The organism is Amphibiibacter pelophylacis (genome assembly GCF_037688875.1).
Classification (GTDB): domain Bacteria; phylum Pseudomonadota; class Gammaproteobacteria; order Burkholderiales; family Burkholderiaceae_C; genus Amphibiibacter; species Amphibiibacter pelophylacis.
The window spans coordinates 113,673-130,253 of record NZ_JAWDIE010000001.1; the positions used below are offsets into that span (position 1 = coordinate 113,673).

The 16,581-nt window shown below is 67.3% G+C and carries 12 protein-coding genes; 5 read left to right on the forward strand and 7 right to left on the reverse strand.

Annotation, left to right across the window (positions count from 1 at the left end; genetic code table 11):
• Nucleotides 1-52: 52 nt before the first annotated feature.
• On the reverse strand, nt 53-1,564 hold the full coding sequence (locus RV045_RS00525) for a CoA-acylating methylmalonate-semialdehyde dehydrogenase (RefSeq protein WP_423233801.1): 1,512 nt from the start codon (nt 1,562-1,564) through the stop codon (nt 53-55).
• Nucleotides 1,565-1,627: 63 nt separating this feature from the next.
• A complete protein-coding gene (locus RV045_RS00530) occupies nt 1,628-2,677 on the reverse strand; it encodes a Gfo/Idh/MocA family oxidoreductase (protein WP_423233802.1) in 1,050 nt (349 codons plus the stop codon).
• Nucleotides 2,678-2,910: 233 nt separating this feature from the next.
• Between RV045_RS00530 and RV045_RS00535 the strand changes: the two genes are divergently transcribed.
• Nucleotides 2,911-5,736 carry a TonB-dependent receptor plug domain-containing protein gene (locus tag RV045_RS00535; RefSeq protein ID WP_423233803.1) on the forward strand — a complete coding sequence of 942 codons (2,826 nt, stop codon included), beginning with the start codon at nt 2,911-2,913 and terminating at the stop codon, nt 5,734-5,736.
• Nucleotides 5,737-5,772: 36 nt separating this feature from the next.
• Here RV045_RS00535 and RV045_RS00540 read toward each other — a convergent pair whose 3' ends face one another.
• Nucleotides 5,773-10,068, reverse strand: a complete 4,296-nt coding sequence (locus RV045_RS00540; protein WP_423233804.1) for an EAL domain-containing protein — start codon at nt 10,066-10,068, stop codon at nt 5,773-5,775.
• 194 nt (nt 10,069-10,262) lie between these two features.
• On the opposite strand from RV045_RS00540, the gene RV045_RS00545 reads away from it, so the two are divergent.
• Nucleotides 10,263-10,550, forward strand: a complete 288-nt coding sequence (locus RV045_RS00545; protein ID WP_423233805.1) for a hypothetical protein — start codon at nt 10,263-10,265, stop codon at nt 10,548-10,550.
• Entirely contained in the window at nt 10,547-10,957 is a 411-nt protein-coding gene (locus RV045_RS00550) for a hypothetical protein (protein ID WP_423233806.1), read from the forward strand. Before RV045_RS00545 ends, RV045_RS00550 begins: the two co-directional genes overlap by 4 nt.
• A gap of 2 nt (nt 10,958-10,959) precedes the next feature.
• Here the strand turns inward: RV045_RS00550 and RV045_RS00555 are convergent, their stop codons facing one another.
• Nucleotides 10,960-11,886: a YicC/YloC family endoribonuclease gene (locus RV045_RS00555; RefSeq protein ID WP_423233807.1), complete on the reverse strand. Its 927-nt coding sequence runs from the start codon at nt 11,884-11,886 to the stop codon at nt 10,960-10,962.
• Between the two features lie 61 nt (nt 11,887-11,947).
• Between RV045_RS00555 and RV045_RS00560 the strand changes: the two genes are divergently transcribed.
• Nucleotides 11,948-12,913 carry a serine/threonine protein kinase gene (locus RV045_RS00560; protein ID WP_423233808.1) on the forward strand — a complete coding sequence of 322 codons (966 nt, stop codon included), beginning with the start codon at nt 11,948-11,950 and terminating at the stop codon, nt 12,911-12,913.
• Nucleotides 12,910-13,644, forward strand: a complete 735-nt coding sequence (locus tag RV045_RS00565; protein WP_423233809.1) for a PP2C family protein-serine/threonine phosphatase — start codon at nt 12,910-12,912, stop codon at nt 13,642-13,644. The genes RV045_RS00560 and RV045_RS00565 overlap by 4 nt, the downstream gene beginning before the upstream one ends.
• A gap of 64 nt (nt 13,645-13,708) precedes the next feature.
• Here RV045_RS00565 and RV045_RS00570 read toward each other — a convergent pair whose 3' ends face one another.
• The 3 genes from RV045_RS00570 to RV045_RS00580 form a co-directional block, all read right to left on the reverse strand.
• Nucleotides 13,709-13,996 carry a type II toxin-antitoxin system RelE/ParE family toxin gene (locus tag RV045_RS00570; protein ID WP_423233810.1) on the reverse strand — a complete coding sequence of 96 codons (288 nt, stop codon included), beginning with the start codon at nt 13,994-13,996 and terminating at the stop codon, nt 13,709-13,711.
• Nucleotides 13,996-14,187: a type II toxin-antitoxin system RelB family antitoxin gene (gene relB / locus RV045_RS00575; RefSeq protein ID WP_423233811.1), complete on the reverse strand. Its 192-nt coding sequence runs from the start codon at nt 14,185-14,187 to the stop codon at nt 13,996-13,998. The genes RV045_RS00570 and relB overlap by 1 nt, the downstream gene beginning before the upstream one ends.
• Nucleotides 14,188-14,347: 160 nt before the next feature.
• The gene (locus RV045_RS00580) at nt 14,348-16,579 is read right to left on the reverse strand and encodes an NADP-dependent isocitrate dehydrogenase (protein WP_423233812.1); all 2,232 of its coding nucleotides are present in this window, start codon (nt 16,577-16,579) and stop codon (nt 14,348-14,350) included.
• Nucleotides 16,580-16,581 lie beyond the last annotated feature (2 nt).

The window sequence follows — 16,581 nt, forward strand, 5'->3', positions numbered from 1 at the left end:
GGATCGCTCTAGAGGGGCTTTTGTCAACGGGCGGCGGTGCAGGCACCCCCCCTCACTGCGACGTCGGCATCACGAAATCGCCACCGCCGGCGATGCTTTCGGGCCAGCGCTGCATGACCGATTTCTGGCGGGTGTAAAAGCGCACGCCTTCGGGGCCGTAGGCGTGCATGTCGCCAAAGAGGCTCTTTTTCCAGCCGCCGAAGCCCTGCCAGGCCATGGGCACAGGGATGGGTACGTTGATGCCGACCATGCCGACCTGGATGCGGCGGGCGAACTCGCGGGCGGCGTGGCCGTCGCGGGTGAAGCAGCTGGTGCCGTTGCCGAACTCGTGGGCGTTGATCAGGGCGATGGCGGCATCCAGGTCGGGCGCGCGCACGCAGCACAGCACCGGGCCGAAGATTTCCTCGCGGTAGATTCGCATGTCGGGCGTGACCTGGTCGAACAGCGTGCCGCCCATCCAGAAGCCCTTCTCACAGCCCGCGCCTGCCCTGGCGCCATCAAACCCCCGGCCATCGACCAGCAGCCGTGCGCCTTCCGCCACGCCCGCGTCGATGTAGCCGCTGATGCGCTGATGCGCGGCGGCGGTGACGATGGGGCCCATTTCGGCGTCCAGGTTCATGCCATCGAGCACCTTCAGGGTGCGCGTGCGTTCGATCAGTGCGGGCAGGATGCGGTCGGCCGCATTGCCAACCAGCACCGCCACGCTGATGGCCATGCAGCGCTCGCCCGCCGAGCCGTAGGCGGCGCCGACCAGCGCGTCCACGGCCTTGTCCAGATCGGCGTCGGGCAGGATGACCATGTGGTTCTTGGCGCCGCCCAGCGCCTGCACGCGCTTGCCGTGGTGCGCGCCGGTCTCGTAGATGTAGTTGGCGATGGGTGTGGAGCCCACGAAGCTCAGTGCGCGCACGTCGGGGTGTTCGATGAGCGCATCGACGGCTTCCTTGTCGCCCTGAACGACGTTGAACACGCCGTCGGGCACGCCCGCCTCGCGCAGCAGTTCGGCCATCAGCAGCGGCGCCGACGGGTCGGTGGGGCTGGGCTTGAGCACAAAGGTGTTGCCGCAGGCCAGCGCCAGCGGGTACATCCACATGGGCACCATCACCGGGAAGTTGAAGGGCGTGATGCCCGCCACCACGCCCAGCGGCTGGCGCAGCGTCCAGTTGTCGATGCCGGTTGAGACCTGATCGCTGAAATCGCCCTTGAGCAGCTCGGGCGCGCCACAGGCGAACTCCAGGATGTCGATGCCGCGCGCGACCTCGCCCTGCGCGTCGGTGAAGACCTTGCCGTGCTCCTGCGTGATCAGGCGGGCCAGATCGTCCTTGCGCTGGTTCATCAGCTCCAGAAACCGCATCAGGTGGCGTGCGCGGCGCAGCGGCGGCAGCTCGGACCAGGCGGGAAAGGCCGCCTGCGCCGCGGCCACGGCCTGATCGACGGTGGCGCGGTCCGCCAGAACGACTTCGCCGCTGATCTGGCCGGTGGCCGGGTTGGTCACGCTCTGGTGGCGCGTGCCGCCGGTGGCGGGGCGGTTGCTGATCCAGTGGGCGATGCGGGGGGATGCGGTCATGGGGTCTCCAGCAGGTAGGAATTCAGAAGGAACAAAGGCGGTGTGACGACGTTGGCAAGCGCATTAAAGATCCACCGGCGCGCCCGTTTCCAGCGACTGGCGCAGCGCCACGCCGATGCGCGTGGCCTCCAGCGCGTCGCTCAGCGAAAGCGGCGGCGCGATCAGGCCCCGGCAGGCGTCGGTGAAGGCCTGCAGTTCGCGCTCGAAAGCGGTCTCGAAGCGCTCGAAAAAATCCTGCACGGCCTGGTGGCGCACGCCGTGCGCGTCGCTCAGCACCACGCGGTCGCGCGCGGCGCCCTGGCCGATCAGCAGCTGGCCCGCGCTGCCCAGCACCTCGGTATGGGTTTCGTGACCATGCGCGTGCGTGCGCGAGGCGTAGAGCGCGGCGCGGCGGCCGCCTTCAAACTCGATCAGCGCCATGCCGTTGTCCACGTCGCCGATGGGCGCCAGGTCGTGGTGGATGGCGCGCACGCCCGTGGCGTAAACGCGGGTGGCGCGCGGCGCTGTGCCGCCCTCGCTCAGAAACCAGCGCGCCAGATCGATGTCGTGGACGCTGCAGTCCAGAAAAATCCCGCCCGAGCTGGGCGCGAACTGCACGAAAAAGCCGCTGGGATCGAGCCGGTCGCAGGTCTGCGAGCGCACGAAAAACGGCATGCCGATGCCGCCTGCGCGCACCGTGTCCATGGCGGTGGCGTAGCTGGGATCAAAGCGGCGCACAAAGCCGACCAGGGCGACCTGGCCGGGATGCTGCTGCGCCAGCGCGGTGCTTTCGCGCACCACGGCCTCGCAATCGGCGACATTGAGCGCCAGCGGTTTTTCGACAAAGACGTGCAGGCCCCGGCGCAGCACAGCCAGCGTCTGCTGCGCGTGCACGGCGGTGGGCGTGACCAGCACCACGGCGTCCAGTTTTGCGCCATCCAGCATGGCGTCCAGATCGCCGTAAATGGCGCTGGCGGGCAGGCCCAGCCCGGTGCGGGCGCGCTCTCGCTCGGCTTCCAGCGGGCTGCAGGCGGCCGCCAGCAAGGCGCCATTCACGCGGCGGGCGAGGTTCTGGGCGTGGCGCCAGCCCAGGCGGCCCAGGCCCGCAATGCCGATGCGCAGGGGTGCAGTCATGTCGGTCTCCGTGTCAGCCTTGTGGCCTGTCATGACGCCCCATTATAGGAAGCCAGAGCAATAAATGAAAAATAACTTCCAAAATTTAAAGAAATAAAAATGACGGTGCTGTATGGGGAGAACCCGGGAGATGGACCCTGGGATTGAACCGGCTCAAGGCGGCTTATTTGAGGCATGCCCAGGCGGGCCATCCCGCAAGATCAGGCGCATAAAAAATCGTCCGAGGATGAGCCATGTTCACGCGCACCGCCCTGAGCGCCAGCCTGCTGGCTGCTTTCGCCACAAGTACTCTCGCCCAGAGCCCCGCAGTCGCTCCGCTGCCCGAGATCAAGTCGCTGGAGCGCGTCGAGGTGACCGGATCGCGCATCAAGCGCATTGACACTGAAACCTCGCAGCCGGTCTTCACGCTGAGCCGCGAGGCCATCCAGGCCCAGGGCCTGAGCAGCCTGGGCGATGTACTGAAAAACCTGCCGCAGGCGGTGTCCACGATGAACTCCGGCGTCAACTTTGGCGGCAACGGCGAAGCCCGCCTGAGCCTGCGCAACCTGGGCGACAACCGCACGCTGGTGCTGGTCAACGGGCGGCGCTGGGTGGGCGGCACGGGCCTGGGCGGCGCGGTCGATCTCAACACCATCCCGACCGCTGCGGTCGAGCGCATCGAGGTGCTCAAGGATGGCGCCTCGGTGATTTACGGCTCGGACGCCATTGGTGGCGTGGTCAATATCATCCTGCGCAAAGACCTGGAGGGGCTGGAGCTGAACACCTACGCGGGCGCTTACCAGCAGGGCGATGGCGCCAGAAAAGCCTTCGATCTGACCTGGGGCGCGTCGGGCGAGCGCTGGCGCGCCATGGCGGGCCTGGGCTATGTCAACGAATCGGCGCTGGGCGCGGGCGCGCGCTCGATCTCGTCTGAACCCGTGGCCGGGACGGGCACGGCGCTGGGCTCGCCCTACACGCCGGGCGGCACGTTTGCCGTGTGCAACGGCCCCTGGGACCGCGTCAACGGCTGGTGCGACGCCGGGGAATCGCGCCCCGACGGCCGCCCGGGCACCTTCACCTACGATGCCGGTCAATCGGGTGTCAACTGGCGCGCCCGAACCGATGCCGATCTCTACAACTACACGCCCAGCCAGTATCTGCGCACGCCCCAGGAGCGCACCTCGCTGTTTGGCCATCTGGCGTTTGACCTGACGCCCGAGACCCAGCTGCAGCTGCAGGGCACCTGGAACCGGCGGCTATCGTCCCAGCGCTTCGCGGCGGCGCCCGTCATTCTGGGCACCTACGGCGACAAGGAAGCCGCCTGGGTCACCGCCATCAGCAAGGACAGCCTCTACAACCCTTTCGGACTGGATATCAGCGACATCCGCCGCCGCATCACCGAGGCGGGCCCTCGCGACCGCCGTCAGGATGTGACCACCGTGGCCGTGTCGGCGCAGCTGGACGGCAAGGTCGACTGGGGCGGGCGCCCTTACGGCTGGAACGCCGGGATCACCCTGGGGCGCAGCCGCATGGTGCAAAACGACACCGGCGAGTTCAGCCTGCCTGCGCTGAACGCGGCGCTGGGCCCTTCGATGCTCGATGCCTCCGGCCAGCCGGTCTGCGTGGCGACGGCGGGCGATATCGGCAGCGTCATCCCGGGCTGCGTGCCCATGAATCTGCTGGGGCCGGGCAGCGTGACGCCGGACATGCTGCGCGGTACGCTGCTGAGCACCCAGGCGCGGCGCGGTTACAGCCTGGCCATGGCCTACGGCGGGCTGTCGGGGTCGCTGTTTGATCTGCCCGCCGGGCCGGTGCGTTTTGCCTCCGGGCTGGAATACCGGCGTGAATCGGGCTTTGACCGGCCCGACGCGCGCGTTGTGGCGGGCCAGGTCTCCGTGGGGGCCAGCACCCCGACCGAAGGCGGTTTCAACGTGGCTGAAGCCTTTGCCGAGCTGGACGTGCCGCTGGTCAAGGATCTGCCCGCCGCCAAGGCCGTCAACCTCTCGCTGGGCGGGCGTTACTCGCATTACAGCAATTTTGGCAGCACCACCAACGCCAAAGCCGGGCTGACCTGGCGGGTGAACGACGGGCTGCTGCTGCGCGGCAGCTGGTCGCAGGGCTTTCGCGCGCCCTCGATCCTGGAGCTTTATCTGGGCCGGTCCGACGCCTATCCCCGCCTGGCCGACCCTTGCGCCAGCAACTCCGACAGCCAGTACGCCAGCCTGAGCGATGCGCAAAAAGCCCGCTGCCACGCCCAGGGCGTGCCGGTGGGCGGTTATGCGCAGGACGGCGCGCAGGTGCTGGCCACCCTGGGAGGCAACCCGGGCCTCAAGCCCGAAACGTCGGTCAGCAAGACCTTGGGCTTTGTCGCCAGCCCGGCGGCGGTGCGCGGCCTGGATTTCAGCGTGGACTGGTGGAGCATCTCCCTGCGCAACGTGATTGGCGCGCTGTCCGCGCAGGAAACCGTGGACAAGTGCATCAAGGACGGCAACGACGAAGCCTGCAAGGCCTACACGCGCGCCACCGGCGGCAGCCTGGACAGCCTGTATTCGGGCGCGGCCAACTTCGCTTCGGTGGACGCCAGCGGCATCGATTTCGGGCTGAACTACCGCTTTCCGCGCAGCAGCTACGGCCAGTTCGCGCTGGCCTGGGACAGCACGCTGCTGCGCCGCTACGAATGGGATCGCGACGGCATCAACCGGGTCGGCACGTATTCGACGGTGGACGGCAACCAGTGGCGCCTGCGCAGCAACGCCGCGCTGCGCTGGAGCCGGGGCCTCTGGGGCGCCCACTGGGGCCTGCGCTACTTCTCGGCGCAGACCGAAGCCTGCACGCTGCCGAGCAGCTATAAAAACCTGTGCTCGGACCCGGAGGGCAATAAAAACGTGCTGGGCGCCACCGTCTATCACGATGTCTCGGCCTGGTGGCGCACGCCCTGGAACGGGCGCATCACCTTCGGTGTCAACAACCTGTTGGGCCGCAATCCCCCGACCGCCTATTCGGCGGACGCGAACAGTTTTGACGCCGCCTACGACATCCCCGGGCGATTCTTCTATCTGCGCTACTCGCAGCGGTTTTGAAGTCGGGCCCGGCGGTCCAGGTGGCCAGGCTGTGGATCAGGCACCTGGCTGCACGCGCGCCGGGTGAATCACGGTGGACGGGCGCTGCGGCTGTATGGCCGCCACCGTGGCGCTGAAATGTTCGGCCGGAACGGCCTTGGCGTACAGCCAGCCCTGCAGCGAGCTGACGCCCAGATCGCGCGCCAGCTCCTGCTGTGCTTCGGTTTCGACGCCTTCGGCGACCGCGCTCATACCCAGCGCCATCACATTGCGCACCAGGCCCGACACCAGCGCGCGGCGGCGCTCGTCCTGTGCCATGCTGCGCAGGATGGTCGGATCAATCTTGATGCCGCTCAAGGGGAATTCGGTCAGGTAGGACAGCGAGGCGTAGCCCGTGCCGAAATCGTCGGCGACCACGGCCACGCCCATGTCGCGCAGCTGCTGCATCTCGGCAATCGCCAGATCGCGGTGGCGGAACAGGGCCGATTCGGTGACTTCGATCTCGACGCTGCTCGCAGGCAGGCGATAGCGCTCCAGCAGCTCCTGGAGCTGCGCGGCGAAGCCCGGGGTCTCCAGCTCGATGCTGGAGGCGTTGATCGACACCGTGACCAGCGGCTGCCCGTCGTCCAGACGCTGGCGTAGCCAGCGGCAGACGCTGTCCTGCATCCAGCAGCCGATGGGGGCGATCAGGCCGCTGGCCTCGGCCAGGGGGATGAAATCGGCCGGGCTGACGAACTGCCCGTCGCGCGCCCAGCGCACCAGCGCCTCGGCGCCGCTGACGCGCAGGGTCGCGGCGTCCACCTTGGGCTGCAGGAACAGGCGCAGCTCGCCGCGCGGGATCGCGCTTTTGAGCGCTGCGACCAGATCCACCCGGCGCTGCGCCAGCGCCATCAGGCTGTCGTTGAACAGCTCGGTGCGGTTGCGCCCCAGGCGCTTGGATTCGTACAGCGCCAGGTCGGCGAACTGGTAGAGCTCGCCCGGATCCTGCGCGTGCAGCGGATAAATCGCCACGCCGCTGCTGGCCGTGGGCTGCAGGCGCAGCCCGTCGTAATCCCAGGGCAGGCGGATGGCGCTGTGCAGCTCGTGCGCCACGGCCAGCGCCTCATTCGTGGCCGCCTGCGGGCTGGAGCAGGGCAGCAGCACAGCGAACTCGTCACCCCCAAAGCGCGCGATGCGGGCCCTGGACGGTGCGGCCTGGTCCAGCCGCTGGGCCAGCGCGACGAGCAGCGCGTCGCCCGCCTGGTGGCCGCGCGTGTCGTTGACGTCGCGGAAGTGGTCGATGTCCATATAAATCAAGGCCACCGCGCCGGACTGGGCCAGCGCCTCGGCCATGGCCTGCTGCAGGCACACGCCAAAGTAGCTGCGGTTGATCAGCTGGGTCAGGCCGTCGTAGCGGGCGCGATGCAGCAGCTCGCGCTCCTGCGCTTTGGTGGCGGTGATGTCGGTCAGCACCACGGCGCAGCCGGGCTGGCCGTCCTCGGTTTCAACGCGCTGGAAGGACGCGCCCAGCATCACCGGCTCCTGGCTGGCCGCATCGCGCGGCGGCAGGATCATCTCGAAACGGCCCTGGCCGGTGCGCTCCAGCGCGGCCTCGATGCGCACGGGGGTCAGCGGGGTGTCGCTGGCCTGGGCGTCCAGCACGTCCTGCAGGTGATGGTCGGCGTTGCCGGGGCTCAGGTCGCGCCCCAGCAGGCGGCGCGTGGCGTCGTTGGCCAGCACGATGCGCTGGCGGCTGTCCAGCAGCAGGATGCCTTCGCCCACATGCGCGACCAGGTTGTGCGCCACACGCTGCGCGGCAGTGAGGCGCACGCGCACGCGCATGCGCAGCAGCAGCAGGCTGCCGCCCACCAGCAGCAGCGCGGTCAGCGCCATGCCCAGCCGCGCCCAGGCCGTCTGCCAGGGGGCGGGTTGAACGTCCAGCGCCAGCGGCGCGCGGCTGCTGACCCAGGGGCTCCAGGCCTTGCGCGCAGCAAATTCCAGCGTGTAGCGGCCCGGATCCAGGCTGCTCAGGCTGGCGTCGGCCTGGTCGGGGGGCAGATCAACCCAGGGCAGGGCGCTGCTGTCGCCCTCGGGGCGCAGACGGTAGCGGTACTGCACGCCGTCGCCGGGCAGCGTGCCGCGCGTGGCAAAGCGGACGTTCAGCGGCGAGGTGTAGTGCAGCTCCAGCGCCGGGGGGGGCTGGCGCGCAGTGTGCGGCTGGCGGTCGGTGCCAACCCAGCCGATCTTCAGAAGATCCGGGGGCGCCACGGCCTGGCGCAGCGGCGGGGCGTCGGCGTTGATGCTCAGCAGGCCTTCGCCAGTGGTGACGTAAACGCGTCCGTCCACGGCGGCGATGCGCGAGCCCAGCTTTTTCAGCACCGGCGCGGGCAGATCCAGCGCCTGCAGCGCGCCGCTGTCTTCGCCCAGCATCAGCACTTCGCTGTCGGCCAGCAGCCACAGGCGGCCACGGCCGCTGCGCGTGATGCGCATGCGCTGGCTGCTCAAGCCCGGAATGGCCTGCAGCTCGCGCGTCGTCGGGTTGTAGCGCAGCAGGCGGTCGCGGCTTTGCAGCCAGACCCACAGGCCCTGGTCGTCCAGCACCACGGGCGCGCTGCCCACGTCCAGCAGTGGGCTGTCGGGCAGGGTCACGCGCCGCCAGGTGTTGCGCTGCACATCCCATTCGATCAGGGATTTATCCTCGTCGCCAAACCACAGCCGTCGCGTGGGGCCCACGGCGGCCGAGGCGCCCGATTCGTTGCGCGACCAGATCAGGCCCGTGGGCAGACTGCCCGGCTGGCCGGGCGCAGGGCGGGCGGTCTGCCAGACGCCGCCTGCGCGGTCGATGCGGATCAGCCCGGTTTTCGAGCTGGCATAAACCGCCTTGTCGTCAATGTAGGTCGGCACGACGGGTTGGCCCGCCAGCCCGGGCAGCGTGGGCGGCACGGAAAGATAGCTCTGGCGCCGCGCGGCGCTGTCGTAGCAGTCGATCTTGCCCACCGCCGGCGCGCACGCCAGGCCCGGCCCGGCGCTGAGCAGGGTGTAGGTCGGCCCATCCGGCGGCGGCTGCACATAACGCGCCACGCCGGGCTGTGTGCTGCTGAAGTGCGTGACCAGGCCATTGGTCAGCGAGCCCCGGTTGCCGGTCCACAGCCCGTGATCGCCATCGACCAGACGCCCGACATCGTCCACATTCACGATGGGTTTGGGATCCATCGGGTCGTTCGTGTCGCGCAGGAAATGCCAGCCACCGCCGGGCAAATAAAGCCGCCGCAGCGTGCCCTGGTCGATGGCCCAATACACGTTGCGGTCCAGCGGCGCCATGCCGCCCGTGGGCGCGGTAACCACGACATGGCCCCGGTCCATGAACCAGATGGACCGGATTCCGTCGTCGGCGTCCTTGTTGATTTCGCCAATCGAGATGCTGGCCAGAAGCACCGGGAGCTGCCCGCCCCGCGCGGGAATCCAGCCTTGGGCCGCGTAAGCGACGGACTGCTGGGTGGCGTTGCCGGTGGATCGGGGCCAGAGCTCTTGCAGCGTCTGGCCGTCCCAGATCAGATCGCCGGTTTTGCCGCTCAGGATGGCGCTGCTGCCTGCGGTGAAGAAGTTGCCCCACGGGCCCAGGGCGGCCAGCTCTGGCGTCACAGGTGCACGGGCGGTCTCGCGGCCATCGGAGGTCAGTGCGATGCGCTCGTTCAGCGCGGGCAGCAGCACGTCGATGCGTCCGGGCGTGACGCCGATCGGCACGGGCAGGCGGGTTTCGTCGTCGGTATCGGGCATCACCAGCGGTGCGCTCAGGTGCAGCTGCGGCCCGAAAATCACCTGCCACAGCCGCGTGTGCGGCGCTCCTGTTTCGCGGATGACCATGGCGTTGCCCTGGCGGTACAGCGCAAAGCTGCCGCCTTTCAGGCTGCGCTTGAGCACGGTGCGCAGCTCTTTGTGGATCGGGTCGGCGACCACCACGCTGTCTTCGGCGGCCACCCACAGGCGGCCCTGGGGATCGATCTGGAAACCCAGGGGCCCACCAGCACTGGGCTGGGGCAGGGTTTTGCCCGCCATCCAGGGGTAAATTTCCTGGATGGGCACCAGGGCGTGGCCGTCGAACTGCAGCGTGCCGTTGCCGGAATGAATCCACAACCGCCCTTGCGGGTCGGTGGCCAGACCGCGCTGCCGCGTCACGCCCGCAGGCACCACGCCCAGATTGTCGACAAAGCCTGCAGGCTCAAAGCCCGCCGGGTCTGCTGCCCGGACCGCGTTCGGCAGCCCCGCCAGACCCAGTCCCAGCGCCAGCAGGGCCGCAGCCACCCAGCGGCCCCGCAGTCGGGCACGGATCGTGGGGGCCCGCAACACAGCAGGCCGGGCGCAAAGGGCACTCATCGTTGGCCTCATCCTAGGGGAATCGCCCGGGCCCTGGTGTCCGAAGCAGCGGGGGGCTGACCGGCTAATTGGGCGTCACTCGATGTTCTGCACCTGAAGTTTCGGCGGCTAACTGGGGTGACACGCGAGGTTTGTATTGACAGATGGCATGCAAAAAGATATCTTTAAGATATCTTGTGACATGGGGTTTCATCATGAGCAATCGCTCTGCGGCCGACCAGATTGCCTTCCGCTACCGCACTACTGATAGCGCGACAGGCGTGACGCGTCATACGGCAAAGCGCATCGCGGAACGGCTGGGTGTTGATGAAACACAGGCGATCCACATGGCGCTGTACACCCTGGCCGTCAAGCTCCTGCCCCAATACGAGGCGGATGAGGGCGCGCTGACGGACGAACAGCTTCACCAGATCAGACAGCGTGTCCCGCAGGGCAAGAAACGTTCAGTACGAACCAGCCTGTTCGAGGTGGAGTCGGCATGATCCACCAGCGGTGGGGCGAGCCTACTGCTGGCGAGATCGTCTGGTGCCACTTTCCCGACGACATCCATCCGCGTCCCAAGCCCCGGCCAGCACTGGTACTTGCGGTCTTTGATGACGAGACGCCGCCGTATTACGTTCGGGTGGCCTACGGAACCAGCCAGCGCACGACCACGCTGCACCGGGGCGAATTCGCCATCTTGCGCGACCGTAATCCGGCCGCCTATGCAGCTGCAGGCCTCAGTTATGACACCAAGTTCGATCTGAAACAGGCGCTGGACCTGCCCTACACAACAGAATGGTTCTCGGTGCCGCCAGCGGCCCCCCACGGCCAGACGCCGAAGCTGGGCATTCTGCATCCTTCGCTGGTGCGCGCCGTGCAGGCTGCATTTCAAGCTGCCAAGGGGTGAAATTATTCGATGTTCTGCACCTGCTCGCGCATCTGCTCGATCAGCACTTTCATGTCGATGGCGATGGCCGTGCTGTCCAGCGCGCTGGATTTGGAGCCCAGGGTGTTGGCCTCGCGGTGCAGCTCCTGGATCAGGAAATCCAGGCGCTTGCCCAGATCGCCGCCCTGGGCGAGCTGGCGGTCGATTTCGTCCAGGTGCACCGAGAGGCGGTCCAGTTCTTCGGCCACGTCAATGCGCAGGGCCAGCGCGGCGGCTTCGGCCAGGGCGCGGTCGCTGGCCTGGCTGGCGTCCACGGTGGCGGCGCTGCCCTCGGTCTGGCTGGCCTGGGCCAGCGCCTGGTGCCAGCGCTCGATGAAACGCGCCTGCTGACGCTGCACGATCTGCGGCACCAGCGGCCGCGCCTGCGTGACCAGCGCGCGCAGGCCGGCGGTGCGCTCGCGCAGGCTGTCGGCCAGGCGCTCGCCTTCGCGGGCACGCGCTTCGCGCAGGGCGGCCAGCGCCTGGTCGGCGCAGGCCAGCACATCGTCGTCGCGCAGCGGGGTGCGGTTGGGCTGGCGGGTCAGCTGCAGCACGTCCATCACGCTCAGCGGCTGGGCCTGCGGCAGCCAGCCGCGCACGGCCGATTCCAGATGGCTCAGACGGCCCAGCACCTCGCTGGCCGGAGCCTGCGGCAGGGGGCTGCTGGATGGATCGGCGCTGCGCGTGTCCACCCGCAGTTCGACCTTGCCGCGCTTGAGCTGGCGCGTCAGGCGCTCGCGCAGGGCGGGCTCCAGGTGGCGCAGCTCGTCGGGCAGGCGCAGAACGGCGTCCAGAAAGCGACTGTTCACGCTGCGCACATCGACGCTGAAACTGCCCGTTGCGGGCGCCGCCGTAGCGGCCGAATTGTGGGATTGCGCCCCCGCAAACGTCACGCTTGCGTATCCCGTCATGCTGTAGACTGCCATTTCCGCCCTTGTTCAAGCCGTACCGTACAGGCACTTTCGCGCCATTATGTCCAAAACCAAACCGGCTCCCCTGCCTCCGGGCACTGCCGTAGGGTCCTACCGCATCATCCGGAAGCTGGCCGCAGGCGGTTTTGGCATTGTTTACCTGGCCGAAGACAGCCAGCGGCGCATGGTGGCCGTCAAAGAATACCTGCCCTCGACGCTGGCCGAGCGCACCCAGGGCGAACTCTGTCCCCGCGTCAAGGCCGAAAAGCAGGCGCTCTACCGTCTGGGCCTGAAAAGCTTTTTCGAAGAAGGCCGCGCGCTGGCCCAGATCGACCATCCCAGCGTGGTCTCGGTGCTGGATTTTTTCCGCGAGCACGAAACCGTCTACATGGTGATGAACTACCTGCAGGGCGATACGCTGCAGGATTTCATCGTGACCGCGCGCGATCTGAACCGCGAGAAAATCTTCCGCGAATCGACCATCCGCTCGCTGTTTGACGAGATCCTGCGCGGCCTGCGCATCGTCCACCAGAACAAGACGCTGCACCTGGACATCAAGCCCGGCAACATCTTCGTCACCAGCGACAACCGCGCGGTGCTGCTCGATTTCGGCGCCGCCCGCGAAGTGCTGAACAAAGAGGGCAACTTCACCCGGCCCATGTACACGCCCGGTTTTGCCGCGCCCGAAATGTACCGGCGCAACGGCCAGCTGGGGCCGTGGACCGATATTTACGCCATCGGCGCCTGCATTTACGCCTGCATGCAGGGTTTTCCGCCGCACGACGCCAAGCAGCGCCAGGACAACGACCGGCTGGCGATGTCGATGTCGCGGCTGCGCAATGTCTACTCGGACAAGCTGCTGGAAATCACCCAGTGGTGCATGGCGCTGGACGCCGACCGCCGCCCGCAGAGCGTCTTTGCCCTGCAGAAGGTGCTGGCCCGCGAGGTCGAGCGCCAGTACACCCGCCTGTCGCTGGGCGAGCGCGTGAAAATGCAGCTGGAAAACCTGACCAGCCCGCGCGCATGAGGTTTTCGGTCTTCCAGATGTCGCGCACCGGCGGCCGGGCGCGCAACGAAGACCGCGTGGGTTACACCTACACCCGCGACAGCGCGCTCTTCCTGCTCGGCGACGGCATGGGCGGCCACGCCGACGGCGACAAGGCGGCGCAGATGGCGCTGCACGCGCTCTCGCAGTCCTTTCATGAGCAGGCCGCGCCTGAACTGGACGACCCCGCCGCTTTCCTGCGCGAGGGTATGCTGCTGGGCCACCGCCGCCTTCAGGCGCTGGTCGAAGGCGCGCACCCCGATACATCGCCGCGCACGACGCTGGTCGGCTGCGTGCTGCAGCGGGGCCGGGCGCTGTGGGCGCATTGCGGCGATTCGCGCCTGTATGCGCTGCGCGGCGGCGTGCTGCTGTCGCGCACGCGCGATCACTCTTATGCCGAGCTGCAGTCGCGTCTGGTGCCCGGCGCCCGCGCGGGCGAGTCGCTGAACCGCAACGTGCTCTACACCTGCCTGGGCAGCCCGGGCGAGCCGGTGATTGACTTGTCCGAGCCGCTGCCGCTGCAGGTTGGCGACCGCTTTCTGCTGTGCAGCGACGGCCTGTGGGAAGCGCTGGACGACAGCTACATCGCCCGCAGCCTCGCGCAGCCGCGCGACCTGGCACAGATCCTGCCCCCGCTGGTCGACGAGGCACTGGAGCTCAACGGCGAGCGCGGCGACAACGTCTCGGCGCTCGCGGTGGAGTGGCAGGGCTGAACAAAACCCATATCCCCCTGCCAAAGGGGAGCCCTCCACGCAGGGGAATTGAAGGCATGGGGTTTCAGGGCTGCGGCGGAAATTCGCGCCGGGAATGCACGACGCTGACAACTTCGATCCCGCCGTCTGCCGCCCGGTACAGAACGATGTAATTCGGATGAGCAACGATCTCGCGCAATCCCGGTACCCGGTCGCTGTGGCGGAACAGTTTCGGATGCAGGGCCGCCGACAGTACGGCCCGCTCGATCACAGTGCGAAGCCGCCGGGATGCCGCTGGATTTTCACGCGCAATGAAAGTCAGGATCTGGCGCAGATCATCGCGGGCTGAAGCGCGCCAGAGAATGCGCGCCATCAGCTTTGGGGCGGCTCAGTCTCGATGTGGTCAATCAGTGCATCCAGCTCAGCCATAACGGCGCCGTGCTCGACCGGCGGTCGCGCATCCGCCAGGCTGGCGGCGGTCTTACGCTGCAGCCATGCGGTGTAGCTGGCCTCTTGGTCGGTGCTCTCAAATTCGGAGACCAACGGTGAAAGTGAGGGGGGCATGAAGAACTCCTGATGGAATAAAGCTGATAACAGCTTTCATGGCTGGGCATCTTCGCTCAAAACACCGCGCTGTGGCTGCAGTTTGAACCCCATGACTTCGATCCACAAGCGCTCCCCCTGCCCAGAAGGCGCCCCGGCCTAGGCCGGGGGAGGGGTGGCCTCAGACGCTGGCCAGCGCCTGGTTGAAGGTGCTGCTGGGGCGCATCACCTGGGCCAGCTTCTGCTCGTCGGGCTTGAAGTAGCCGCCGATGTCCACGGGCTTGCCCTGGACGGCTTTCAGTTCGGCGACGATCTTCTGCTCGTTGTCGGCCAGGGTCTTGGCCAGCGGCGCGAAGTGCGCAGCCATGGCGGCGTCTTCGGTCTGTTCGGCCAGGGCCTGAGCCCAGTACTTCGCCAGATAGAACTGGCTGCCGCGGTTGTCGAGCTCGCCCGTCTTGGGGCTGGGGCCCTTGTTGTTGTCCAGCAGCTGGCCGGTGGCGGCGTCCAGCGTTCTGGCCAGCAGCTTGGCGCGCGCGTTACCGGTCTTGAGGCCGAGATCTTCCAGGCTGACGGCCAGCGCCAGGAATTCGCCCAGGCTGTCCCAGCGCAGGTGGTTTTCTTCCACCAGCTGCTGCACGTGCTTGGGCGCCGAGCCACCCGCGCCGGTTTCGTACATGCCGCCGCCCGCCATCAGCGGAACGATGGACAGCATCTTGGCGCTGGTGCCCAGCTCCATGATGGGGAAGAGATCGGTCAGGTAATCACGCAGGATGTTGCCCGTGGCGCTGATGGTGTCCAGGCCGCGGATCACGCGCTCCAGGGTGTAGCGCATGGCGCGCACCTGGCTCATGATCTGGATGTCCAGCCCGGTGGTGTTGTGCTCGTGCAGGTACATCTTGACCTTGGTGATCAGCTGCGCCTCGTGCGGGCGGTACTGGTCCAGCCAGAACACCACCGGCATGCCGGAATTGCGTGCGCGCGTCACGGCCAGCTTGACCCAGTCGCGGATGGCGGCGTCCTTGCACTGGCACATGCGCCAGATGTCACCGGCTTCGACGTCCTGGCTGAGCAGCACTTCGCCGGTGTTGATGTCGGTGATGTTGGCCACGCCGTCTTCGCTGATCTCGAAGGTCTTGTCGTGCGAACCGTACTCTTCGGCCTGCTGCGCCATCAGGCCCACGTTGGGCACCGTGCCCATGGTTTTCGGGTCGAAAGCGCCGTGCCATTTGCAGAAGTTGATGATCTCCTGGTAGATGCGCGCGAAGGTCGATTCTGGCATCACGGCCTTCACGTCTTTCAGGCGGCCGTTGGCGTCCCACATCTTGCCGCCGTTGCGGATCATGGCGGGCATGGAGGCGTCCACGATGATGTCGTTGGGCGAGTGGAAGTTGGTGATGCCCTTGGCCGAATCGACCATGGCCAGCTCGGGACGGTGCTCGTGGCAGGCGTGCAGATCGCGTTTGATTTCTTCCTGCTTGCTCTGCGGCAGGGTGGCGATTTTGGCGTACAGGTCGGCCATGCCGTTGTTGACGTTGACGCCCAGTTCCTTGAACGTGGCGGCGTGCTTCTCGAAGGCGTCCTTGTAGAAAATGCGCACGCAGTGGCCGAACACGATGGGGTGCGAGACCTTCATCATCGTTGCCTTGACGTGCAGCGAGAACATCACGCCGGTCTTGCGCGCGTCTTCAATTTCTTTCTCGTAGAAGGCCAGCAGCGCCTTCTTGCTCATGAACATGCTGTCGATGACCTCGCGGTCCAGCAGCGACACCTTGGGCTTGAGGACGATGGTCTGGCCGCTCCTGGTGATCAGCTCCATGCGCACGTCGCGGGCGCGGTCCAGCGTCATCGATTTTTCGCCGTGGTAGAAGTCACCCGCGTGCATGTGCGAGACGTGCGAGCGCGAGGCCTGGCTCCACTCGGCCATGCTGTGCGGGTTCTTGCGCGCGAATTCCTTGACGGCCTTGGGCGCGCGGCGGTCCGAGTTGCCTTCACGCAGCACGGGGTTGACGGCCGAGCCGATGCAGCGGGCGTAGCGCGCCTTGATGGCTTTTTCTTCGTCGGTTTTGGGCGCGTCGGGGTAGTCAGGCAGGGCGTAACCCTTGGCCTGCAGCTCTTTGATGGCAGCGGTGAGCTGGCCGACCGAGGCGCTGATGTTGGGCAGCTTGATGATGTTGGCGTCGGGCTTGAGCGTCAGCTGGCCCAGCTGGCTGAGCGTGTCGGGCACGCGCTGCCCTTCGGTCAGCACTTCGGGGAACTGGCCCAGGATGCGCGCGGCCACCGATATGTCACTGGTGCTGACCTCGATGCCGGCCGGCTGCGTGAATGCGCGGATCACCGGCAGGAAAGCGTGGGTCGCCAGCAGCGGGGCCTCGTCGGTCAGGGTGTAGACAATGGTGGGCTGTTTGTCACTCATGG